Consider the following 22,224-nt stretch of genomic DNA (forward strand, 5'->3'; position numbering starts at 1 on the left):
CTATCCCGCTAAGGTGTACCTCGTGCGAGCGCTCCTCATCTCCAACCCGAACTCCACGTCGATCACCCACGGCCTCATGGCCCGGGTGGTTCCCGAGCTGACGGCGACGCCGGGCCTGGACATCGAGGCCCGCTACACCGCCTACGCGGGCCACGCGACGGAGATGTGCCGGGGGCTGACGAACGAGGACGTCGACGTCGTCATCTGCGTCGGCGGCGACGGCACCGTCAACGAGGTCATCAACGGCCTGCTCGCCGACGGACCCCGCGACCTGGCGACGCTGCCGCACGTCGCGGTCATCCCGACCGGCTCGGCGAACGTCCTCGCCGGCGCGCTGGGCCTGCCGCGCGAGCCGCGCCTGGCGGCCGGCGTCCTGTCGGATCTCATCGCCCGCGGCACGACGCGCGACATCACGCTGGGCCGCGCCGACGGGCAGTGGTTCACGGTGAACACGGGCATGGGCGTCGACGCGGACGTCATCACGACGATGGACGATCTGCGCGCCGACGGCGTCTCCGCGAACCCGGTGCGCTACATCCCGACGGTCATCGGGGCGTGGCTGCGCATCCGCCGCAACCCGCCGGAGATCACCGCCGTCGTCGACGGCGAGGAGTTCGCCCGCGATGTGCCGATGCTGGTCGTCTCCAACTCCAACCCGTGGACGTTCCTCGGCCTGCTGCCGGTGGTCACCAACCCGGGCACCCGCCTGGACACGGGCCTCGGCGTGTGGGCGCTGACCTCCCTGACGGGCGTCCGCGGCCTGCTGGCGATGCTGCGCCTGGCGGGCGTGGCGCCGTTCCCGTGGCAGTCGAAGAGCATCGAGCACCGTGAAATGAGGCTTGACGACGTCTCCCGCATCGAGCTGTCCTCCCCGCGCGACCTCAAGTTCCAGGTCGACGGCGAGGCGGAGGGCGAGCGCTCCTCCGTGACCGTGGAGGCGGCGCCGGGGGCGCTGCGGATGGTCGCGCCGAAGGCCGATTTGGATTTCGCGAACTCGTCTGATCCGGACGTCCCGTGGTGGCGGAGGCTCCTGGATTCGGTGAAGCGGAGGGTGAAGGCCGTCTCTCACCTGGCAATGTAACCCCCAGTTAACCGCGGTGTGACCTTCGGCACTTTTTCGCCGATAGGTCTTTACCGGCCCCCGTGGACGTGCCATCATCACGTCCAGACCACGAACGGGGGGAATTCATTCACCCCCGCAAGGATTCGGGGGCGGGACCACGGCCGCGCCATTGGGGCGCGGCCGTCCTCCTTGCCCAGGCGGCCCGATCAGCCCGGGGACGCCCACCGCATCCGCGACACCGCTTTCACCCCCACAGGAGTATTTGTCATGGATTGGCGCCACGAGGCCATCTGCCGCAACGAGGATCCCGAGCTCTTCTTCCCGGTCGGCAACTCCGGCCCCGCCCTCGCCCAGATCGCGAAGGCCAAGGTCGTCTGCAACCGCTGCCCCGTCACCTCCCAGTGCCTGGCCTGGGCCCTGGAGACCGGCCAGGACGCCGGCGTGTGGGGCGGCATGTCCGAGGACGAGCGCCGCGCGCTGAAGCGCCGCCGCAACCGCGGCCGCACCCGCCGCACCCGCGCCACCGTCTAGCTGGTAGCGTTCCCGGAATCGACCAACCCACCGACCCAAGGAGCACACGATGAGCAAGCGTGGCCGCAAGCGCAAGGATCGCCGCAAGAAGGGCGCGAACCACGGCAAGCGCCCCAACGCCTAAGTCGTCGGCGTAGACGCCGGAAGGCCCCGGAACCGAGCAGGTTCCGGGGCCTTCCGCCGTCTCCGGGGTCCGCCGCCTCACGCCTCCCGCAGGTAGGTGACGCGGATGCGGGCGGAGATGCGGTGGCGCAGCTCGACGGGGGCGGGCTGGCGGCAGCAGCGGCGCAGCAGGCGGCGCAGCGCCTCCTCGCTGCCCACGCACTCCGTGCACTCGGAGCAGGTGGCGATGTGCATGCGCAGCGCCCGGGCCTCCTCCACGTCGCATTCGCCGTCGAGCAGGCGCCACAGCCGGCGCCGCACCTCGTCGCAGTGCCCGCAGCCGTCCGTCATGCCGGATCCCTCCGATCGATGATTCCGCGTTCCTCGGCCACTCCCCGCAACGCCTCGCGGAGCTTTTTCCTTCCCCGGTGCAGCCGGGACATGACGGTGCCGATGGGCGTGTCCATGATCTCGGCGATCTCCTTGTACGGCAGCCCCTCGACGTCGGCGTAGTAGACGACCATCCGGTAGTCCTCGTTGAGGTCCATCAGGGCGTCGCGGATCTTGTCGTCCGGCAGCGCCGCCAGCGCCTCCACCTCCGCCGACCGCAGGCCGGTCGACTGGTGGCGGGCCTGCTCCGCGAACTGCGCGTCGGTGAACTCGTCGGTGGCGTACTCCGCCGGCCGGCGCTGCTTCTTGCGGTAGGTGGAGATGTACTGGTTGGTGAGGATCCGGTACAGCCAGGCCTTCAGGTTCGTGCCCGGTTTGTAGGACCGGAAGCCCTGGAACGCCTTCATGTACGCGTCCTGCACCAGGTCCTCCGCGTCCGCCGGGTTGCGGGTCATGCGCAGCGCGGCGCCGTAGAGCTGGTCGATGAGCGGCATCGCCTCCCGCTCGAAGCGCTCGAGCAGCTCCTCGGCGTCATCGTCGGTGCGCGTCACCGCTGTCTCTCCGGTCACGGGGTCCAGTGTATGCGGTACAACGGGGACCATGTCACGCACCTCCCGGCCCAGCTCCCGGCGCCCCGCCGCGGCCACGCCCGCCATCGCCGCCTGCGCCGGCGCCGGCGTCGAGCACGCGGTCCACGAGCTCGGCCACGGCGACACGGAACGGTTCGGCGAGGAGGCCGCCGCGAAGCTCGCCGAGCGCGGCGTCGCCCCGGAGCGGGTGCTGAAGACCCTCGTCGTCGAGCTGGCCGGGCGCCGCTCCGGGCTCGCGGTGGCGGTCGTGCCCGTGCCGTCCCGGCTGGATCTCAAGGCCTGCGCCCGCGCGTTCGGCGCCCACCGCGCCACCATGGCGGACCCGGCGAAGGCGCAGCGCTCCAGCGGCTACGTCGTCGGCGGCATCTCCCCGCTGGGCCAGCGCCGCGCGCTGCCGACCGTCGTCGACGCCTCCGCCCGCGGCCACGAGACGGTGTTCGTCTCCGCGGGCCGCCGCGGCCTGGATCTGGAGCTCTCGCCCGCCGATCTCGCCGCGCTCACGGGCGCGGAGTTCGCGGAGGTCGCGGGGTAGGCGCGGTCCGCGCCCGCGCGTCGTCCGCGTGACGACGGGACCCGCCGCGGCTCCCCCACCGCCGCGCCCGCGGGGGCCGCGCGGGGCTACGCGGGGCCGCCGTCCGGGTCGGCGCCGGCGACGCCCTCCGGGCCGGCGGGCTCGGCGAGCTCCGGGCCCTCCGCCGACGAATTGCCCACCGCCCGGCCGACCGGGTGGATGGCCAAGTGCACGACCTCCTCCTCGGCGGGCGGGCGCAGCAGCGCCGCCACCTCGTCGGGCCCGCCGCGCAGCCACGTGGCGGCGGCGCCCGGCGCGAGCACCCGCGGCATCCGGTCGTGGAGGGCGGCGAGGCGGCCGACGGGGGCCGTCGTCACGATCGTGGCGGTGTACATGCCGCCCCACGCGGACCACAGCCCCGCCATGTACAGCGGGCCGTCGCCGGTGACCAGGTGCGGGACGCGGTCGCGCCACTCGTACCAGCCGTCGACGGGCACGAGGCAGCGGCTGCGGCGCACCGCGTCGCGGAACGACGGCTTCTCCGCCGCCGTCTCCCCGCGGGCGTTGAACAACGGGACCTTCGGGATCTCCTTCGCCCAGTGCGGCACCAGCCCCCACCGGGCGCCGACGAGGAGGGAGCCGGGGGCGTCGTCGCGGGGGACGATGATCTGCGCGGGCTGCGTCGGAGAGACGTTCCACCGCCTCGGCGCACGCGCCCTGACCTCGACGGGGCCGACGCCGGGCAGCGCGCCCGCGTGCTCCGCGAGCGCCTCGGCGACGGTGAAGGACGTGAATCGGCCGCACATGCCACCCATCCTCCATAATGGGGGGCGTGACTTCCGCGACGACCCCCCAGCACTGGCCCGCCCCGGCCGCCGACGGCCCCGTCACCGCGACGGTGTCGGTGCCCGGCTCGAAGTCGATGACGAACCGGGCGCTCGTCCTCGCGGCGATCTCCTCGACGCCGTCGACCATCACGGGCGCGCTGCGCTCCCGCGACACCGACCTCATGGCCGGCGCGCTCGCCGCGATGGGCACCGTCGTCGACGACGGCTCCGACTACACCGGCACCGCCGACCGCACCCTGCGGGTGGAGCCCCGCCTGCTGCACGGCGCGGTCATCGACTGCGGCCTCGCCGGCACCGTGATGCGCTTCCTGCCGCCGGTGGCGGCGTCCGCCTCCGGCGAGGTGTTCTTCGACGGCGACGCCACCGCCCGCGTCCGCCCCATGGGCGCGGTGCTGGGCGCGCTGCGGGAGCTGGGCGCCGACGTCGACGGCGACTCCCTGCCGTTCACCGTCCGCCCCTCCAGCCCCATCGGCGGCGAGGTGGAGGTCGACGCGTCGGCGTCGTCGCAGTTCATCTCCGCCCTGCTGCTGGCCGCCCCGACGTTCGAGCGCGGCCTGACGCTGCGCCAGATCGGCAACGTGCCGTCGCGGCCGCACATCGACATGACCGTCGCCATGCTGCGCGAGGCGGGCGTCTCCGTGGAGGAGCCGCGGCGCGGCACCTTCCGCATCGCCCACCAGGAGGTCCGCGGCCGCACCTGGCGCATCGAGCCGGATCTCTCCAACGCCACCCCGTTCCTCGCCGCCGCGGCCGTCACCGGCGGCCGCGTGCGCATCCCGGGCTGGCCGGAGTACACCACCCAGCCGGGCGACCGCATCCGCCACATCCTGCGCGGCATGGGCTGCTCGGTGGAGCTGGAGCGCCGCGGCGACGAGCTGGACCTCGTCGTCGAGGGCCCGGAACGGCTGCGCGGCATCGACATCGACATGGGCGACATCGGGGAGCTCACCCCCACCGTCGCCGCCCTCGCGGCGCTCGCCGACGGCCCCTCCCGGCTCACCGGCATCGCGCACCTGCGGGGCCACGAGACCGACCGGCTCGCCGCCCTCGTCGCCGAGATCACCCGCTTCGGCGGCGACGCGGAGGAGCTGGAGGACGGCCTGCTCATCCGCCCCCGCCCGCTGCACGCGGAGGTCTGGCGCTCCTACCACGACCACCGCATGGCCACCGCCGGCGCCATCATCGGCCTGGCCGTGCCGGGCACGAAGGTGGAGGACATCGCCACCACCTCGAAGACCCTGCCGGGCTTCGAGCTGCTGTGGGCCGGGATGCTGGACATGCCGGCCGAGCCCGCCGACGGGGGTGACCGGAGCTGAGCCGCCGACGCCGGGACTGGGACGAGTCGGACGTCCGCGTCCGGCCCGGCAAGGGATCGCGCCCGAGGACGAAGGACAGGCCGAAGCACCGCGACGCGAAGCTCGGCACCGTCGTCACGAAGGACCGCGGCCGCTGGGGCGTCGTCATCGACGGCGTCACCGTCACCTGCATGCGCGCCCGCGAGCTGGGCCGCACCAACATCGTCGTCGGCGACCGCGTCGGCGTCGTCGGCGACGTCTCCGGCCGCGAGGGCACGCTGGCCCGCATCGTGCGGCTGGAGGAGCGCACCTCCGTGCTGCGCCGCACCGCCGACGACACCGACCCGTACGAGCGCATCGTCGTCGCCAACGCCGAGCGCCTCCTCATCGTCACCGCCGTCGCCGACCCGCCGCCGCGCACCGGCTTCGTCGAGCGCGCCCTCGTCGCCGCCTACGCCGGCGGCGTCGAGCCGGTGCTGTGCCTCACCAAGTCCGACCTGGCGGACCCGGCGGAGTTCGCCGCGGAGTTCGCCGACCTCGGGCTGCCCGTCGTCGTCTGCGGCGTCGACGACCCGCTGGACCCGGTCTCCGACATCGTCGACGGGCAGGTGACGGCGCTGGTCGGCCACTCCGGCGTCGGCAAGTCCACCCTGGTCAACCGCCTGGTGCCCGGCGCGAACCGGCAGACCGGCGAGGTCAGCGGCGTCGGCAAGGGCCGCCACACCTCCACCCAGTCCGTGGCGCTGGCGCTGCCGGCCGGCGGCTGGATCATCGACACCCCCGGCATCCGCTCCTTCGGCCTGGCCCACGTCACCCCGGAGACCGTGCTCGCGGCGTTCCCCGACCTCGCCGAGGCGATCGCGGACTGCCCCCGCGGCTGCACGCACCTCGGCCCGCCCGCCGACCCGGAGTGCCGCCTCGACGAGCTGGAGGGCGTCGCCCACCGCCGCGCCATGGCGGTGCGGGCCCTGCTCGCCGCCATCGCGGACAACGAGGACTGGGAGCTGGACATTGAGAGGGACTGAGCTCGCCCGCCTCGTCGCCGTCACCTTCGTCGTCGGCGTCGCCACCGGCCTCGCTGCCGCGGCGCTGATGTTCGGCCTCCACGGCATCGAGCAGCTGGTCTACGGCCATCACGAGGGCAACGTCCCCCTCGTCGTCGACGGCACCACCTGGGTGCAGCGCTTCGTCGGCATCACGCTCGCCGGCCTCGTCGCCGGCCCCGCCTGGTGGGCGCTGCGCCGCTGGGGCAGGCCCGTCCTGCCGGTGGAGGACGGCATGGCCGGCTCCCGCCTGCCGGTGCTGGAGACCACCGCCAACGTCGTCCTGCAGATGGGCACCGTCGCCGCCGGCGCCTCCGTCGGCCGCGAGAACGCGCCGCGCGAGGAGGGCGCGATGGTCGCCTCCCAGATCTCCCACCGCCTCGGCCTCGACGCGGAGACGACGCGCATCCTCGTCGCCGCCGCGGCCGGCGCGGGCCTCGGCGCGATTTACCAGATCCCCCTGGCCGGCGCCGTCTTCGCCCTGGAGATCCTCCTCGGCTCCCTCACCGTCCGCGCCGTCATGGTGGTGCTCGCGTGCTCGGGCGTCGCGACGACCGTCTCCGGCCTCATGGTCGGCGGCGGGCCGCTGTACACCCCGGTGCCGCTGACCGGCGACCTGGGCACTATCTTCGCCGCGATCGTCCTCGGCCTCGTCTGCGGCGGGCTGGGCGTCGGCTTCCGCCAGGTCATCCAGTGGGCCGAGGGCAACGCCCCCGACCGCGGCGTGCTGTGGCAGCTGCCGCTGGCGTTCGCCGGCGTCGGCGTCATCGCCATCTGGCTGCCCTGGGTGCTGGGCAACGGCCGCAACGCCGCCACCCTCGTGCTGGAGGGCCACCCGACGTTCTGGCTCATCGCCGCGCTCGTCGCAGGCAAGTTCGTCGCCGTCGTCGCGACGCTGCGCTCCGGCGCCGTCGGCGGCGTCCTGACCCCCGGCTTCAGCCTCGGCGCCATGGCCGGCTACCTCTGCGGCTTCGCGCTGCACCCCCTGCTGCCCGGCCTCGACCCCGCGGACTTCGCGCTCATCGGCGCCGCCGCGTTCCTGTCGACGGCGATGGCCGCCCCGCTGTTCGCCCTCGTCGTGGTCGTCGAGTTCACCGGCCAGTCCTCCGACGCCTACCTGCCGCTGTTCCTCGCCGCCGCCACCGCCGCCGCGACCGCCGTCGCGCTGCGGGCGCTCCTCGACGTCGACTGGGGCCGCATCACCGGCCTGCGCATGCTGCAGTAGCCGGAGCGCCCCTCCCCCGCCGCACGCCGGGGCGTCCTCCCCCGCCGCGCGCCGGGGCGCCGGCGCCGGGCGGGGGACGTCGTCACGCACGACGGCGCGGGCCCCGCGCCCCGCACCCTTCCGGGCGCGGGCGCCGGGCGGGGGACGTCGTCACGCACTGCGCGGCATCACGCGGCGAGCGCCGCCTGCTCCTCCCGCAGGCGCTGCGGCGCATCCACCGGGCGCGCGACGCGCGTCGAACGGCCCGTGTACGCCGCGACGACCTCGCGGACGCCCGGCCGCAGCTTCCGCAGCAGCCGCAGGCCCGTGCGCAGGCCGCGGCGCGGCGTCGCCGACGCGTCGAGGGCCTCCTCCACCTCCGGGTGCTTCGCGAACGCCCGCTCCGAGCGCACCTCCGGCGCGTTGTCCGGGTCGGCGACGAGGAAGCGGTTCGGCAGCGTCAGCTTCAGCAGCGTGCGCTGCACCTGCAGGAACTGCTTCGGGAAGCTGCCGGTGTTGTACGGCAGGTCGTACTCGTCGCACAGCTGCCGGACCTTCTTCGACACCTCCGCCAGGCGGTTCGACGGCATGTCCGGGAACAGGTGGTGCTCGATCTGGTAGTTCAGGTTGCCCGACAGCACCGACAGGATGAACCCGCCGCGGAAGTTCGCCGAGCCGAGCATCTGCCGCAGGTACCACTCGTTGTGGTCCTCCGTCCGGTACTGCTCCTTCGTGAACGTCTCGGCGTCATCCGGGAAGTGGCCGCAGAAGATGACCGCGTACGCCCACACGGAGCGGACGTAGTTCGCCAGCGCGTTCGCCTTCGCGACCTCGCCGAACCGCGGCCCCGACAGCAGCGGGAACAGCACGTAGTCCTTCAGCAGCTGCCGGCCCGACTTCGCGAACACCTCCATCAGCTGCGGCCGGGCCTCCGCCCAGTCCTTCTTCCCCGCGAACACGCGGCCGAGCTCCACGTCGTAGAACGCCACCGCCCACTGGAACAGCGACGCCAGCACGACGTTGGTCACCGGCTGGAGCAGGTGCTGCGGAGTCCACTTCTTCTCGCGGGTCACGCGCAGGATGCCGTATCCCACGTCGTTGTCCATGCCCAGCACGTTGGTGTACTTGTGGTGCACGAAATTGTGGGAGTGCTTCCAGCCCGACGACGGGCACGTGTTGTCCCACTCCCACGTCGCCGAGTGGATCTCCGGATCGTTCATCCAGTCCCACTGGCCGTGCATGGTGTTGTGGCCGATCTCGAGATTCTCGAGGATCTTCGACAGCGACAGCGCCGTCACGCCGCCCCACCACGCGACGCGCGACCGCGGCACCATCAGCGCCGCGCGGCCGCCGACCTCCAGCCCGCGCTGCACGCGGATGAGGGTCCGGATGTAGCGGGCGTCGCGCGGCCCGAGGGAGTCGCGCACCTCCTGCGCGATCTGGTCGAAGCGCGCGCCGATCGCGGCGACGTCCTCCTCCGACAGGTGCGAATACGACTGGATGTCCGAGATGGCCATGTCCTGGGTTCCTCCTGGTGTTCCGTGGGTTCTCGGGGTGCCGGGGTGCGGGCCGGCGGGTGCGGTCCCGGCCGGGGCCGGGTCCCGCGCGGGGTGCGGCCGGGCGGCCGCGCGGGGTGCGGCCGGGCGGCCGCGCGGGTCACGTCGCCACGCGCTCACGCCTCCAGCGCGAGGTCGCCGGCCGGCACGCACACGCACACGCGGATGCGCTCGCCGGCGCCGTGCGTCTCGCCCGTGCGGATGTCGCGGGCGTGGCCGTCGGCGAGCTGCTGCACGCACGTGGCGCAGATGCCCATGCGGCAGCCGTACGGCAGCTGCACGCCCGCCTTCTCGCCGGCCTCGAGGATCGTCGTGGCGCCGTCGACCTCGATCTCCGCGCGGCCCGGGATGGTCACGCGGCCGCCCTGCGCCCCGGTCGCGCCCCGGTCGAGCGTGAACCGCTCCGTGCGGATGCCCGGGATCGCCTCCTCCAGCTCGTCGAGCATCGCCGACGGGCCGCACGCGTAGGCGACGCGGTCGGCCAGGTCCGGGACGTGCGTGACGACGTCACCCGCCCCCAGCCGGCCCTCCTCCGCGGTGCGGCGGACGGTCAGCCGGTAGCGGCTGCGCCGCGCCGCCAGGTCGCGGAGGTAGCCGCCGAACAGCATCCCCCCGTCGTCCCGCACCGAGTGGAGGTGCACGACGTCCGGGCCCGTGCCCGGCTCGTGCCGCCGGTCGAGGTGGCGCAGCATCGAGATGACCGGCGTGATGCCGGAGCCCGCCGTGATGAACAGCAGCTTCGCCGGCGTCGGATCCGGCAGGTGGAAGTCGCCCGCCGGGGCCGCCAGGCGGATGACCGTGCCCGGCTTCGCGTTGGCGACGAGGTGGCGCGACAGCCGGCCCTCGTGCTGGGCCTTCACCGTGATGCGCAGCCGCCCGTCGGGGTCGGCGTCCGGGGCGTTGGTCAGGGAGTAGGAGCGCCACACGAAGCGGCCGTCGACGCGGACGCCGATGCCGATGTGCTGGCCCGGGCGGAAGTCCGCCGGGACGCCGGGGCCGCGGCGGATGACCAGGTCCGCCACGTCGGCGGCCTGGCGGGTCACGGAGACGATCTGGCCGCGGAGCTCGCGCTTCGACCACAGGGGATGCAGCAGGCACGTGTAGTCGTCCGGCAGCAGCGGAGTCGACAGGCCGGTGAGGGCGCCGCGCACGCGATCGAGGAGGGTCACCTGGTCCGTTCCCTTTCTGGGCTGACGGGAAGTTACGGTGGCGTAGCTTACGGTCGCGTAGAGATTTTGGCAATAAACGGGAACGAACGCGTCACGGAACCTCCCCCGCGCACCCCTCGTCCCCCTCCTCCCCCCTCCCGGGCACGCGAAAAGGCGGACCCCGTCGTGAACGGGATCCGCCTTCCATGCGCGGTGCGGCTGCGGCGCAGCCGGCCGCACCGCCGGACGGGCGCTACAGCAGCTCGACCAGCATCGGCAGCTCCTGCGGCGCGTACCACGCCAGCTCGTGCTCGAGGGCGTCGCCGACCGTCAGCTCCGCGTCCTCGTCGCCCAGGTCCGCGGCGTCGACGACCTCGACGGCCTTCGCCACCAGCGGCTCCGCCTGCTCCAGGTCGACGTGCACCGCGGCGACCTTCGCGCGCGGCACGGCGCCGGCGACGCGGACGACGGCCTCGCCCATCTCCGGGTCCGGCTCCGCCTCCACGTCCGCGGCGATGACGACGCGGCGGTGCGGGAACGGCCCGTCATGCTCCGTCAGCAGGCGCAGGGACGTCCGCGCCGCCTCGGTGAACGCGACGTCGGCGAGCTCCTCCTCGTCCCCCGACTCGAAGAAGTCCCGCAGCGCCTCCGTCAGGGCGAATCCCCAGCCGCCGCGCGGCCGCACCTCGCCGTCGTCGAGCAGCTCCTGCAGCATGCCGAACGTCGCCGGGACGTACACGCGCATGACGGACACTAGAACTCGCCCTCCAGCTCGAACAGGCCGGTGATCTCCACGACGGCGCGGTCGAACTGCTGGTAGAACACGCCGACCATGCCGTGCTCGACGGCGCCGTGGATGTTCTCGATGGAGTCGTCGACCAGCACGCAGTCGCCGACCGGCAGGCCCAGGCGATCCGCGACGATGTCGAAGATGCCGGGCTCCGGCTTCTCCACGCCGACCTCGCCGGACAGCACGGCGACGTCGACGACGCCGTCCTCCTCCAGCTTCCGCACCGGCTCGCCCTCGGAGCCGCCCGGGTTGTTCGACAGCACGGCGGTCGCCACGCCGTTGGCGCGCGCGGCGGCCAGCAGGGCGCGCCAGCGCGCCTGCTCCTCGTCGGTGCCGTCCAGCACCCCGCAGTAATCCACGACAAGTCCTCGCATGATCCCCACAATAACGGCGGGCGCCGCCCCACGGCGTGCGATGCGGCTGCGTTTCCGGCAGAATCCGTCGCGGAGGGCGCCCGCGGGGGGAACGGGACGGGCGCGCCGACACGAGGGGGAACACGCATGACCGAGGACACCCTGCTGGTGCCCGCCGACGGATTCACCGTGCTGCAGCGCCTGCGCACCCGGCCCGCGCCGCCGCCGGCGCCGCCCGCCGCGCCGCGCGTCCGGTACGACCCGCGGCCGGGAATCACCGACTGCGACGCCGCGACGCGCAAGGCCCTGCGGGCGCTGGTCGCCACGACGTTCGACGTCCTCGGCGGCCGCCGCCCCGAGGCCGTCCTGACGAAGCTGCCGCTCGGCCGCCGCGTCATCGCCGGCCTGCGCACCCGGCTGCGCCGCGGCAAGCCCACCGGCGTCGTGCTGCGCAGCCTGCACGCCACGACCCGCGCGAACGGCACCGCCCTCTTCGCCGGCACATGGCAGCGCGGCGACCGCGTCCGGGCGCTCGCCGGGGCTGCCGAACGCGACCCCGCCGGCGGCGCCTGGGGCGGGTGGACGGTGACGTCGCTGCGCCTGCTCTGACCGCGCCGGACACGACGAACCGCCCCGGCCGACGGGGCCGGGGCGGTGGACGTCGTCACGCGGCGGACGCGGGGAACCCCGCGGCCGGAACCCGCGCGCCTAGCGGGAGTGGCGGCCGCGGCGGGCGCGGCGCTCCTTCCGGTCCCTCCGCTCCGCCTTCTCCTGGCGGCGGCGCTCCGCGCGGTTGCCGGAGGCGCCGGTGGACGTGGCGGTCGGGGAACCGTCCTCGCCCGGGCCGGAGAACGTCATGCGGCGGTCCTCCTCCTCGCGGGCGATCTCCGGCTCGAGGGCGGCCTTCTCCGCGGCGGTCGGCCCGGCGGCCGGGGCGGCCGGCTGCTCCGGCGACACCGGCACGGCGGACCCGGCCGGGGCCTCCTGCGCCTGCTGCGCGCGGGCCTGCTCCAGCTGGCGGCGCACCAGGAACAGCTGGCGGACCGACTCCTCCTTGATGCCGTCCATCATCGCGGCGAACATGTCGTAGCCCTCGCGCTGGTACTCCACCAGCGGGTCGGCCTGCGCCATCGCGCGGAGGCCGATGCCCTCCTTGAGGTAGTCCATCTCGTAGAGGTGCTCGCGCCACTTGCGGTCCATCACGTTGAGGATGGTGTGGCGCTCGATGCCGCGCATCTGCTCGTCGCCGCCGATGGAGCCGACCATCTCCTCCAGCTCCCCGTACTGGCCGTCGATGTCCGCCTCGATGGCGTCGCGCAGCTCGGAGGCCTTCAGGTCGCCCGGGGCGCCGTACTCGTCGCCGTCGACCAGGTCCTGCCAGCGCATCCGCGGTCCGTACAGGGACTCCAGGGCGTGCCACAGCTCGTCCAGATCCCACTCCTCGACGTAGCCGTCGGCCGTGGCGCCGTCGACGTAGGCGCCGACGACGTCGTGGCGCATGTCGGCGACCTGGTCGCGCAGGTCCTCGCCGTCGAGGATGCGGCGGCGCTCGCCGTAGATGACCTTGCGCTGCTGGTTCATCACCTCGTCGTATTTGAGGACGTTCTTGCGGATCTCGAAGTTCTGCGACTCCACCTGCGTCTGCACGGACTTGATGGAGTTGGACACGACCTTCGCCTCGATCGGCACGTCGTCCGGCACGTTCAGCGTGTTCATCAGCGCCTCCATGCGCTGGCCGTTGAAGCGCACCATCAGCTCGTCGCGCATCGACAGGTAGAAGCGGGTCTCGCCCGGGTCGCCCTGGCGGGCGGTGCGGCCGCGCAGCTGGTTGTCGATGCGGCGGGACTCGTGGCGCTCCGTGCCCAGCACGTACAGGCCGCCGAGCTCGCGGACCTCGTTCGCCTCCTTCTCCGCCGCCGCGCGGACCTTCGCGACCTCGTCGTCCCACGCCGCCTCGTACTCCTCCGGCGTGTTCACCGGGTCGAGGCCGCGATCGCGGAGGTTGAGGTCCGCGATGATGTCCGGGTTGCCGCCGAGCACGATGTCGGTGCCGCGCCCCGCCATGTTCGTCGCGACGGTGACCGCGCCGCGCCGTCCGGCCTGCGCGATGATCTCCGCCTCCTTCTCGTGGTGCTTGGCGTTCAGCACGTTGTGCGTGATGCGGGCGCGCTGCAGCAGCTTCGAGAGGTACTCGGACATCTCCACCGACGCGGTGCCGACGAGGATCGGCTGGCCGGCCTCGTGCCGCTCCTGGATGTCCTCCACGACGGCGTAGAACTTCGCCTCCTGCGTCTTGTAGACCAGGTCGGAGTGGTCGACGCGCTGGTCCTCGCGGTTCGGCGGGATCGGCATGACGTTCAGCTTGTACGTCTGGTGCAGCTCCGCCGCCTCCGTCTCGGCCGTGCCGGTCATGCCGGCCAGCTTGTCGTACAGACGGAAGTAGTTCTGCAGGGTGATGGTCGCGAGCGTCTGGTTCTCGTTCTTGATCTCCACCCCCTCCTTGGCCTCGATGGCCTGGTGCATGCCCTCGGAGTAGCGGCGGCCCGACAGGACGCGGCCCGTGAACTCGTCGACGATGAGGATCTCGCCGTTGCGGATGATGTAGTCCTTGTCGCGCGTGAACAGCTCCTTCGCCTTCAGCGCGTTGTTGAGGTAGCTCACCAGCTGGGAGTTCTCGGCGGCGTACAGGTTGTCGATGCCGAGCTGGTCCTCGACGTACTGCACGCCCTCCTCGCGCACGCCGATGGTGCGCTTGCGCTCGTCGACCTCGTAGTGGATGTCGCGGCGCATGCCCGGCACGATGCGGGAGAACGCCAGGTACCACTTCGGGTCGCCGTCGGCCGGGCCGGAGATGATGAGCGGCGTGCGCGCCTCGTCGATGAGGATCGAGTCGACCTCGTCGACGATGGCGTAGTGGTGGCCGCGCTGCACCAGGTCGTCCAGGCGGTGCGCCATGTTGTCGCGCAGGTAGTCGAAGCCCAGCTCGTTGTTCGTGCCGTACGTGATGTCGGCGTTGTAGGCCTCGCGGCGGGCTGCCGGCTGCATGCCGGACAGGATGACGTCCGTCGACAGGCCGAGGAAGCGGTGCACGCGGCCCATCCACTCGGCGTCGCGCTTCGCCAGGTAATCGTTCACCGTGACGACGTGGACGCCCTTGCCCTCCAGCGCGTTGAGGTACGCCGGCAGCACGCAGGTCAGGGTCTTGCCCTCGCCGGTCTTCATCTCGGCGACGTTGCCGAAGTGCAGCGCGGCGCCGCCCATGACCTGCACCGGGTAGTGCTTCTGTCCCAGCACGCGCCACGACGCCTCGCGGGCGGTGGCGAACGCCTCCAGCAGGATGTCGTCCAGCGACTCCCCGTCCTCCAGGCGGGAGCGGAACTCGTCGGTCTTGGCCTTCAGCTCCCCGTCGCTCAGGGCCGCGTACTCGTCCTCCAGCGCGAGGACCTCGTCGGCGATGGCCTTGAGCCGCTTGACGGCGCGGCCTTCGCCGACGCGCAGCAGCTTGGAGAGGGAGAACACGGGCATCGACCCCTTCGTGATCGGACGTCTGGGATATCAGGTGACGAGTATAGGGCGGCGGGCCCCCGCCAGGTGCACTGGCGGGGGCCCGGTCGTTCGGCTGCGGACGCTACTCCTTCTCGCCCTCCGGGACGAGGGCGATGAGGCCGTAGTCGTACGCGTGGCGGCGGTACACCACGGACGGGCGGCCGGTGGCCTCGTCGGTGAAGAGGTAGAAGTCGTGCCCGACCAGCTCCATCTCCGACAGCGCCTCGTCGACGCTCATCGGGGTGGCCACGTGCTCCTTGGTGCGCACGACGGCGCCCAGCGGCACGTCCTTCACCTGATCCTCGTACGGATCGGCCTTCGGCTCCTGCTCCTTCTGCGCCTCCTCGACCAGCGAGGCCGTGGCCTCGCCGACGGAGATCGGGGCGCGGTGGCCGGAGCGGGAGATCTTGCGGCGGGCCTTGACCTTGCGCAGCGAGCGCTCCATCTTGCCCAGCGCGGACTCCAGGGCCGCGTAGAAGCTGTCCTCCTTCGCCTCGGCGCGGGCGAGGTGGCCCTTGCCGGTGGCGGTGATCTGGATGCGATCCGAGCGGTCCGCGCGGCGCGGGTTCGGCTCGTGCTGCAGCTCCACGTGGAAGAACGTGAGGGTCGGATCGAGGCGCTCGATCTTCGCGAGCTTGCCGTTGACGCGCTCGGCGAAGTGGTCCGGGACCTCGACGTTGCGTCCGGTGATGGTCACCTGGGCGTTCGGGCTGAGGGCCTCGTTGTTGTCAGCAGGTGTCGACACTTGCTTCCTACCTCCCGGTATGGCCGCCGCACAGCGCGGCCGGGATTGACCGCGTCGTCCACGACGGCGTGCGTGACTTGCACCCCCAAGAATACAGGCGCGGTTACCCCCGATGCCACGAACCGTCCATGCCCGCTTTTCCGTTCCGCAACCCCCCGGTCAGGCGGCCGCGAACACGATCACCCCCGCGGGGGTGAGGCCCTCCGAGGCGAGCACGAGGAGCGACTCCGACGCCGTCGCGCCGGTCGTCAGCACGTCGTCGACGAGCACCGCCGCGCCCTCCCCGGGGCCGGGCCGGCAGCCGCCCGCGGGCACCACGGCCCCGGAGAGGTTGGCGCGGCGATCGCGGGCGCCGAGGCCCGCCGAATCCGCCGCCGCGCCCCGCGTCACCAGCAGCGTCGCCGCCCGGCACGACGGCAGCCGCGCGGCCGCCTCCCGGCACGCCGCCGCCACGGGGTCGCCGCCGCGCCGGCGGGCGGCGGCCGCCCGCGTCGGCGCCGGCACCAGCACCCCGGGCGGCGGCAGCGCGCCCTCGGCGACGAGGCGGGCCAGCGCGGCGGCGAGCACGGCGCCCATCGCGCGGCGTGCGGCGGCGGATCCGCCCTCCTTCGCCTCCAGCACCAGCCGGCGGCGCACCCCCCGGTACGGCCCGCAGGCCCACACGGGGGCGGAGCACGGCACCCGGGGCGTCACCCGCTCCGGCGGGACGGACAGCTCCGCGCGGCAGGAGGGGCAGGGTTCGGCGGGGCCGGGGCGGCCGCAGCCGGGGCACGCCCCGGGCGCGAGCAGGTCGAGCAGCCGCCCCGCCGACCCCGCCACGGCTCCCCCGCTCCCCCGGCCGGCCCGGCTACTCCGCGACGACGGGGTTGCCGCGGCCGTCGACGTGGGGCACGCCGCCCCAGAACTGCTCGGAGCCCTCCGTCGACACCAGCTCCATCAGGCCGTTGGCGTCCAGCGCGTACACGCGGTTCGACGTCGCGGCGACCATGGAGATGGGGCTGGTGAGGTTCTGGCGGGACAGGGCGTAGTTCGTCGCGCCGTCGGGGTGGACGCGCCACACCGGGGCGTCGGCGCTGACGGTGCCGACGATGATGGTCGTGTTCGGCGCCCATGCGATGGTCACCGGCCACAGGCCGTCGTTGCCGGGGTCGAGCTCCAGGCGGTTCGCGGCGGTGAGCTCCCACGGCCCGTCCTGGCGCTGGACGACGGTGGCCACGTAGAGGTCGGTGCCGACGATGAGGGCGGCGCGGGTGCCGGAGGAGTCGATGCGCAGCTCGACGATGCCGCGCTCGTCGTCCCCGACCGCCGTCGCCAGGTCCCCGGTGAGCAGCACCTCCTCGGCCGACATGCCGGAGCCGTCGGAGACCAGCCGCACCACCTTGTGGCCGTCGGCGACGGTCCACAGGGCGCGGGCGTCGGGCGACCAGGTCGGCCGCGACAGGGAGTCGGCGGTGAGCAGCACCTCCGGCTCCGCCCCGCGGCGCCCGGCGATGAGGCGGTAGGGCCCGGCGCCGTCGGCGGGTCGCTCGACGCCGGCGATGATCTCCTCGTTGCCGGAATCGGTGCCGATCGCGGCCTGCAGCAGCACCGGCTGCGACGGCTCGCCCCCGTAGCCCGGCACGGGCGTGACGCCCTCGTCGGTGACGGTGCCGAGCACGCCGTCGGACAGCACGCGCAGCGGTGCGCGGTCGGCGGGGCCGCGGTTGGGGTCGAGGATGCGGATGTCGTCGGTGTCGCGGGAGACCTGCGTGTCGCCGCCCGGCATCAGCGGCTCGCGCCGCCCCTCGGTGACGATCTCCAGGAACCAGGGGCCGCGCAGGCCCGCGTTCGTCAGCGTCCACGTGATCTGGGCGGCGAGCATGACGCGCAGCCGGTCGGCGGACTCGCCGCGGCCGAACTCCGGGTCGTGGATGAGCACGCGGCGTCCGGGCAGCCCCTCCTCCTGCACGACCTCCAGGCGGGTGCCGGCCGACAGGACGGAGGACACGCCGGGGTTGAGGTGCGTGGCGGGGCCGGTGCGCAGCAGGTCCAGCAGCACCTGGTCGGTGCGGTCGACGTCGCGGTAGATCCACCGCCGGTCGGGCGTCAGGTGGTTCGCGGTCGGGTCGACGAAGTAGAGGTTGCGCGGCGCGTAGTTGCGCAGCAGCGACTCGTGGTCGATGACGACGCCCTGCATGGGCGTGTCGACGAGCCACTGCCCGGTCGACGGATCCTCCCGCATCGCGACGCGCTGCTCGTAGCCGCCGCCGTCGCCGGTGATCTGGGTGAAGGAGCCGCGGCCGTCGAGCGTGCCAACGAAGTCGCCGCGGACGTCGAAGAGGCGGCGGCCGTCGGCGTCGGTGCCGGCGGGGACGAAGTTGAAGGACCGGACGACGTAGAAGTGCCGGTCGGGGTTCCACTTCTCCGCGGCCGACGGGGTGAGGAACGCGCGGGCGGCGGCGTGGCCGTCGACCGGGTGCGCCATCGCCTCGTAGAAGTCGCGCAGCACCAGGTCGGCGCCGGCGTCCGGGTCGGGCGACGGCACGTCGAGGTTCTCCTGCCCCTGCTGGAACGGGCGGATCACCTGCGGGGAGGAGTCCGTCGGCAGGGTCGTGCAGCCGGAGGCGGCGACCGTCGCGGCGACGGCGGCGCAGGCGGCGAGGGCGCGGAGGCGTCTCATGCGGGGACCTCCAGGGGCAGCGGGGACGTGGTCAGCGGGCCGCCCGGCTCGACGGGCAGGCGCAGGCGGAAGCAGGAGCCCCGGTCGGGGCGGCCCGCGGCGTCGAGGCGCCCGCCGTGCAGGGTGGCGTCCTCGCGGGCGATGGCCAGGCCGAGGCCGGTGCCGCCGGTGCGGCGTTCGCGGGAGGGGTCGGCGCGCCAGAAGCGCTGGAACACCAGCTCCTCCTGGCCTGGGTTGAGGCCGACGCCGTGGTCGACGACGGTGACGGCGACGACGCCGCCGTCGGAGCGCAGCGTGACGTCGACGGGCTTGCCCTCGCTGTGGTCGATGGCGTTGGCGATGAGGTTGCGCAGGATGCGCTCGACGCGGCGGGTGTCCAGCTCGGCGACGGTGCCGTCCTCGGGGACGTCGACGCGCAGCTCGACGTCGGCCTCCTCGGCGACGACGCGCAGCGGGGCGATGGCGGACTCGATGCAGCGGCGGACGTCGACGCGCTCGGCGGACAGGTCGGCGACGCCGGCGTCGTGGCGGGAGATCTCCAGCAGGTCGGCGAGGAGCATCTCGAAGCGGTCGAGCTCGCCCATCATCAGTTCGCTGGCGCGGACGGCGGTCGGGTCGTCCTCGTCGACGCTGTCGGCCATGAGCTCGGCGGCCATGCGCACCGTCGTCAGCGGCGTGCGCAGCTCGTGGGAGACGTCGGAGGTGAACTGCCGCTGCAGCGAGCCGTACTCCTCCAGCCGCCGGATCTGCTGCGACAGGGATTCGGCCATGTCGTTGAAGCTGATGGCCAGGCGGGCCATCTCGTCGACGCCGTCGACCTCCATCCGCTCCCGCAGGTGGCCGGCGGAGAACCGCTCGGCGGTGCGGGCGGCGGCCTGCACGGGGCCGGTGACCTGGGCGGAGAACAGCCAGACGATGCCGGACAACAGCAGCACGATGACGAGGGCGGCGGCGCCGACGAGTCCGCGGACGATGCCGAGGGTCGACTCCTCCCCCGTCAGCGGCATGACCAGGTAGACCTGCAGCCCGGGTATCTCGGTGGACGCCGGGGTGCCGATGACGAGCGCGGTGTACCGGCCGCCGTCCTCGTCGGGCATGGTCGCGTACTGGTAGCTGACCTGGTCCTGGTCGACGTAGTCCTTCAGCTGCTGCGGCACGGCGGCGCCGGGCGGCGAGGTGATCTCGCCGGGGCCGTCGGGGTTGCGGGCGACGAGGATGGCGTCGTAGACGATGCCGGAGCCGGAGCCCGACGGGTCCCGGTCGATCAGCGCCTCACGGGCGATGTTGAGCCGCGACTGCAGGCCGTCGGCGTCGGCGGCGGCGATGCGCTGCTCGACGACGAGGCGGGCGCGGTCGATCTCCTCGTCGGCGACGGTGAGCTTCGCCTCCAGCAGGCGCTGGGCGACGAGCGACACCAGCAGCACGCCGAGGACGCCGATCACCAGCGTCGACACGACCAGCACGGACGTGACGACGCGCACCTGCAGCGAGGTGCGCCACTTGTAGGAGACGGCGTCGGCGACGGACGCGACGCGGTCCCGCGCGCTCCGGACGACCTGGGCCACGCGGGCTACTCCCCGGTCTTGTAGCCGACGCCGCGGACGGTCAGCACGATCCGCGGGTTCTCCGGGTCCTGCTCGATCTTGGCGCGGAGGCGCTGGACGTGGACGTTGACCAGGCGGGTGTCGGAGGAGTGTCGGTAGCCCCAGACCTGCTCCAGCAGCTCCTCGCGGCTGAAGACCTGGCGGGGCTTGGAGGCGAGGGTGCGCAGGAGGTCGAACTCCAGCGGGGTCAGCGCGATCTCCTCGCCGTCGCGGGTGACGGCGTGGCCGGGGACGTCGATGACGAGGTCGCCGACGCGGATCTCCTCGCCCGGGTCGTCCTCGCGGGCGCGGAGGCGGGCGCGGACGCGGGCGACGAGCTCCTTCGGCTTGAACGGCTTGGTGACGTAGTCGTCGGCGCCGGACTCCAGGCCGAGGACGACGTCGACCGTGTCGGTCTTCGCCGTGAGCATGATGATGGGGACCGACGACGTCTCGCGGACGGTGCGGCAGACGTCGATGCCGCCCATGCCGGGGAGCATGAGGTCGAGGAGGATGAGGTCCGGGTCCTCGCGGTCCGCGGCGCGGACGGCCTCGAGGCCGTCGCCCACGGCGACGACGCCGAAGCCCTCCCGCTCCAGGACCATCTTCAGCATCTCGGCGATGGCCGGGTCGTCGTCGACGACGAGAATCTTCGCGCTCATGCGGCCCATCCTATCGGCCGCCGTCCGGGGCGCCGCGGTACCATGGCGGTTGATCAACGTTCAACGCCGTCGCGCGTGCCGCAGCCCCGGCACGCGCGGGGGCCTCCGGGAGGTGACCGCCGTGTACGGCGCCCGCATGCGCGCGTCGAGGGAGGGCCGGCACATCTCCGGCGCCGAGAGGATCATCCCGGGGGCCGACGACGCGCCCGCGGCCGTCGCCGCCTTCGCGGCGCGGGCGCTGAACCACCCGAAGGGCGCCCCGGCGGAGATCCACCTGACGGTGGAGGAGCTGAGGGGCGAGCCGCTGCGCCTGCCCGCGCTGGTCCGGGAGGACGCGGGCAGCCGCTCCCCCGCGGAGGCGGAGGCGGCGGCCGCGGAGCTGCTCGGCGCCCACGGCATCGACGCCGCGGCGGTGTGGGGGCTGCTCACGGGGGTCGCGGGCATGCGGGGCGCGATGATCGTCGACAGGCGCGGCCGCAGGCTGGAGCCGGATCCGGAGCGCGGCGTGCGGGTCAGCGCGCTGGACGCGGAGGGGGTTCCGCCGGAGGTGAAGGACCACCGGCGGGAGGCGCAGACGCTGGCGACGAAGGTGCAGGCCTGCCCCGGCGTGCTGGCGGAGGCGTGCATCAGCGACGACCCCGACTACGTGCACGGCTACGTCACCGTCGCGGGCCGCTACGTCGCGCTGCACCACGTGAAGGAGGCCGGCGCGATGGTCGGCGGCGAGCAGATGGGCGCCCGCGTCATCGTCGTCGACGACGGCGTCGACCTGCCCGCCCTGTTCGCGTGGCTGGAGGACCGGCCGGTCATCGTCTCCGGGCTGTAGCCCCGGGCGCGGTCCCCCAAGCGTTCGCGTGACGACGGCCGCCGCGCCGGCGCGCATCCGCCGGCCGCGGCGGGCGCGGGCGGCGCGGCCCCAGCGCGGCGGCCCGGGGCGCCCCGGCCCGGACGCCGGGCGCCTCAGCCGCCGATGCCGAGCGCGTCGAGGACGCGGCGGGCGGACTCCGCCGGCTCCGCGTCGGCGGGGACGACGGCCCACGGGCCGCCGAAGGAGCGCTCCGCCAGGCGCGCGTACGCGTCGGCGGTGGCGGCCTGGAGGTCGCCGTCGCGCTCGTAGCGGTCGCGCGTGCGGGCGGCGTCGGCGGCTTCGCGGGAGGCGGCCCGGTCGGCGGCCAGCCGCGGCGCGGCCTCCAGGTAGACGGTGAGGTCGGGCCGGGGCAGGCCGAAGCGGCCGAACTCCAGCTCCTCCAACCACGCGACCGCCGCCTCGTCGCCGGTGCGCGCCCACGTGTAGGCGGCGTTGGAGGCGACCCACCGGTCGAGCAGCAGCACGTCGGCGGAGTCCTCCAGCCGGCGCAGCTCCTCCAGCCGGTCGCGGCGGTCGGCGGCGAACAGCACCGCCATCGCCCACGCGGAGTCGGCGGCGTCGCCGAGGCGGCCGTGCAGCGCGTCGTCGGCGAGGTCCGCGAAGACGGTCTCCCCGTAGGCGGGGAAGGCCGCGCGGGCGACGGTGCGCCCGGAGGCGGCGAGCAGCTCGGCGACGGCGCCGGACAGGGTGTTCTTGCCGGCGCCGTCGATGCCCTCGATGGCGAGGATCATGGCCGG

The 22,224-nt window shown here is 73.7% G+C and carries 23 protein-coding genes; 9 read left to right on the plus strand and 14 right to left on the minus strand.

What is annotated here, in order from left to right; all coding sequences use genetic code 11:
- Positions 1-22: 22 nt before the first annotated feature.
- From QQS41_RS04175 to QQS41_RS04185, 3 genes are all read left to right on the plus strand, one after another.
- Positions 23-1,081 carry a diacylglycerol/lipid kinase family protein gene (locus QQS41_RS04175; protein WP_448851409.1) on the plus strand — a complete coding sequence of 353 codons (1,059 nt, stop codon included), beginning with the start codon at positions 23-25 and terminating at the stop codon, positions 1,079-1,081.
- Between the two features lie 249 nt (positions 1,082-1,330).
- Complete coding sequence (locus QQS41_RS04180) at positions 1,331-1,594, plus strand: WhiB family transcriptional regulator (protein ID WP_303144458.1); 264 nt, start codon at positions 1,331-1,333, stop codon at positions 1,592-1,594.
- Between the two features lie 49 nt (positions 1,595-1,643).
- On the plus strand, positions 1,644-1,718 hold the full coding sequence (locus QQS41_RS04185; RefSeq protein WP_370513275.1) for a 50S ribosomal protein bL37: 75 nt from the start codon (positions 1,644-1,646) through the stop codon (positions 1,716-1,718).
- Between the two features lie 77 nt (positions 1,719-1,795).
- Here QQS41_RS04185 and rsrA read toward each other — a convergent pair whose 3' ends face one another.
- Entirely contained in the window at positions 1,796-2,047 is a 252-nt protein-coding gene (gene rsrA / locus QQS41_RS04190) for a mycothiol system anti-sigma-R factor (protein WP_448851410.1), read from the minus strand.
- A complete protein-coding gene (locus QQS41_RS04195; RefSeq protein WP_448851411.1) occupies positions 2,044-2,688 on the minus strand; it encodes a sigma-70 family RNA polymerase sigma factor in 645 nt (214 codons plus the stop codon). Before QQS41_RS04195 ends, rsrA begins: the two co-directional genes overlap by 4 nt.
- Here QQS41_RS04195 and QQS41_RS04200 point away from each other — a divergent pair.
- Positions 2,687-3,208, plus strand: coding sequence for an aminoacyl-tRNA deacylase (locus tag QQS41_RS04200; RefSeq protein ID WP_448851412.1), 522 nt, complete (start codon positions 2,687-2,689; stop codon positions 3,206-3,208). The two genes, QQS41_RS04195 and QQS41_RS04200, sit on opposite strands and share 2 nt — an antisense overlap.
- Positions 3,209-3,294: 86 nt before the next feature.
- Here the strand turns inward: QQS41_RS04200 and QQS41_RS04205 are convergent, their stop codons facing one another.
- A complete protein-coding gene (locus QQS41_RS04205) occupies positions 3,295-3,993 on the minus strand; it encodes an SOS response-associated peptidase (protein ID WP_448851413.1) in 699 nt (232 codons plus the stop codon).
- A gap of 17 nt (positions 3,994-4,010) precedes the next feature.
- Between QQS41_RS04205 and aroA the strand changes: the two genes are divergently transcribed.
- The 3 genes from aroA (at position 4,011) to QQS41_RS04220 (ending at position 7,598) form a co-directional block, all read left to right on the plus strand.
- Positions 4,011-5,351, plus strand: a complete 1,341-nt coding sequence (gene aroA, locus QQS41_RS04210; protein ID WP_448851414.1) for a 3-phosphoshikimate 1-carboxyvinyltransferase — start codon at positions 4,011-4,013, stop codon at positions 5,349-5,351.
- A 170-nt stretch (positions 5,352-5,521) separates the two neighbouring features.
- The gene (gene rsgA, locus QQS41_RS04215) at positions 5,522-6,355 is read left to right on the plus strand and encodes a ribosome small subunit-dependent GTPase A (RefSeq protein ID WP_448851415.1); all 834 of its coding nucleotides are present in this window, start codon (positions 5,522-5,524) and stop codon (positions 6,353-6,355) included.
- A complete protein-coding gene (locus QQS41_RS04220) occupies positions 6,342-7,598 on the plus strand; it encodes a chloride channel protein (protein WP_448851416.1) in 1,257 nt (418 codons plus the stop codon). Before rsgA ends, QQS41_RS04220 begins: the two co-directional genes overlap by 14 nt.
- A 167-nt stretch (positions 7,599-7,765) precedes the next feature.
- Here QQS41_RS04220 and QQS41_RS04225 read toward each other — a convergent pair whose 3' ends face one another.
- The 4 genes from QQS41_RS04225 to QQS41_RS04240 form a co-directional block, all read right to left on the minus strand.
- On the minus strand, positions 7,766-9,094 hold the full coding sequence (locus QQS41_RS04225) for a fatty acid desaturase family protein (protein WP_448851417.1): 1,329 nt from the start codon (positions 9,092-9,094) through the stop codon (positions 7,766-7,768).
- A 155-nt stretch (positions 9,095-9,249) separates the two neighbouring features.
- Positions 9,250-10,302: a ferredoxin reductase gene (locus QQS41_RS04230; RefSeq protein ID WP_448851418.1), complete on the minus strand. Its 1,053-nt coding sequence runs from the start codon at positions 10,300-10,302 to the stop codon at positions 9,250-9,252.
- Between the two features lie 232 nt (positions 10,303-10,534).
- A complete protein-coding gene (locus QQS41_RS04235; protein ID WP_448851419.1) occupies positions 10,535-11,026 on the minus strand; it encodes a DUF6912 family protein in 492 nt (163 codons plus the stop codon).
- Positions 11,027-11,034: 8 nt separating this feature from the next.
- Positions 11,035-11,445: an HAD family hydrolase gene (locus QQS41_RS04240; RefSeq protein ID WP_448851420.1), complete on the minus strand. Its 411-nt coding sequence runs from the start codon at positions 11,443-11,445 to the stop codon at positions 11,035-11,037.
- A 126-nt stretch (positions 11,446-11,571) separates the two neighbouring features.
- On the opposite strand from QQS41_RS04240, the gene QQS41_RS04245 reads away from it, so the two are divergent.
- Positions 11,572-12,033, plus strand: a complete 462-nt coding sequence (locus tag QQS41_RS04245) for a hypothetical protein (RefSeq protein WP_448851421.1) — start codon at positions 11,572-11,574, stop codon at positions 12,031-12,033.
- A gap of 99 nt (positions 12,034-12,132) precedes the next feature.
- On the opposite strand, the gene secA is transcribed toward QQS41_RS04245, so the two are convergent.
- From secA to mtrA, 6 genes are all read right to left on the minus strand, one after another.
- Positions 12,133-14,943 carry a preprotein translocase subunit SecA gene (gene secA / locus QQS41_RS04250; protein ID WP_448851972.1) on the minus strand — a complete coding sequence of 937 codons (2,811 nt, stop codon included), beginning with the start codon at positions 14,941-14,943 and terminating at the stop codon, positions 12,133-12,135.
- 109 nt (positions 14,944-15,052) lie between these two features.
- Positions 15,053-15,715: a ribosome hibernation-promoting factor, HPF/YfiA family gene (hpf, locus tag QQS41_RS04255; protein WP_448851422.1), complete on the minus strand. Its 663-nt coding sequence runs from the start codon at positions 15,713-15,715 to the stop codon at positions 15,053-15,055.
- 159 nt (positions 15,716-15,874) lie between these two features.
- On the minus strand, positions 15,875-16,534 hold the full coding sequence (locus tag QQS41_RS04260) for a ComF family protein (RefSeq protein WP_448851423.1): 660 nt from the start codon (positions 16,532-16,534) through the stop codon (positions 15,875-15,877).
- 28 nt (positions 16,535-16,562) lie between these two features.
- Positions 16,563-18,374, minus strand: a complete 1,812-nt coding sequence (locus tag QQS41_RS04265; protein WP_448851424.1) for an LpqB family beta-propeller domain-containing protein — start codon at positions 18,372-18,374, stop codon at positions 16,563-16,565.
- Positions 18,371-19,939, minus strand: coding sequence for an MtrAB system histidine kinase MtrB (gene mtrB / locus QQS41_RS04270; RefSeq protein WP_448851425.1), 1,569 nt, complete (start codon positions 19,937-19,939; stop codon positions 18,371-18,373). The genes QQS41_RS04265 and mtrB overlap by 4 nt, the downstream gene beginning before the upstream one ends.
- Before the next feature lie 5 nt (positions 19,940-19,944).
- The gene (mtrA, locus tag QQS41_RS04275) at positions 19,945-20,619 is read right to left on the minus strand and encodes an MtrAB system response regulator MtrA (RefSeq protein WP_448851426.1); all 675 of its coding nucleotides are present in this window, start codon (positions 20,617-20,619) and stop codon (positions 19,945-19,947) included.
- Between the two features lie 136 nt (positions 20,620-20,755).
- Between mtrA and QQS41_RS04280 the strand changes: the two genes are divergently transcribed.
- The gene (locus QQS41_RS04280) at positions 20,756-21,445 is read left to right on the plus strand and encodes a 6-carboxyhexanoate--CoA ligase (RefSeq protein ID WP_448851427.1); all 690 of its coding nucleotides are present in this window, start codon (positions 20,756-20,758) and stop codon (positions 21,443-21,445) included.
- 134 nt (positions 21,446-21,579) lie between these two features.
- Here the strand turns inward: QQS41_RS04280 and QQS41_RS04285 are convergent, their stop codons facing one another.
- Entirely contained in the window at positions 21,580-22,218 is a 639-nt protein-coding gene (locus tag QQS41_RS04285; protein WP_448851428.1) for a dTMP kinase, read from the minus strand.
- Positions 22,219-22,224 lie beyond the last annotated feature (6 nt).

It is taken from the genome of Corynebacterium sp. 335C (genome assembly GCF_053525695.1).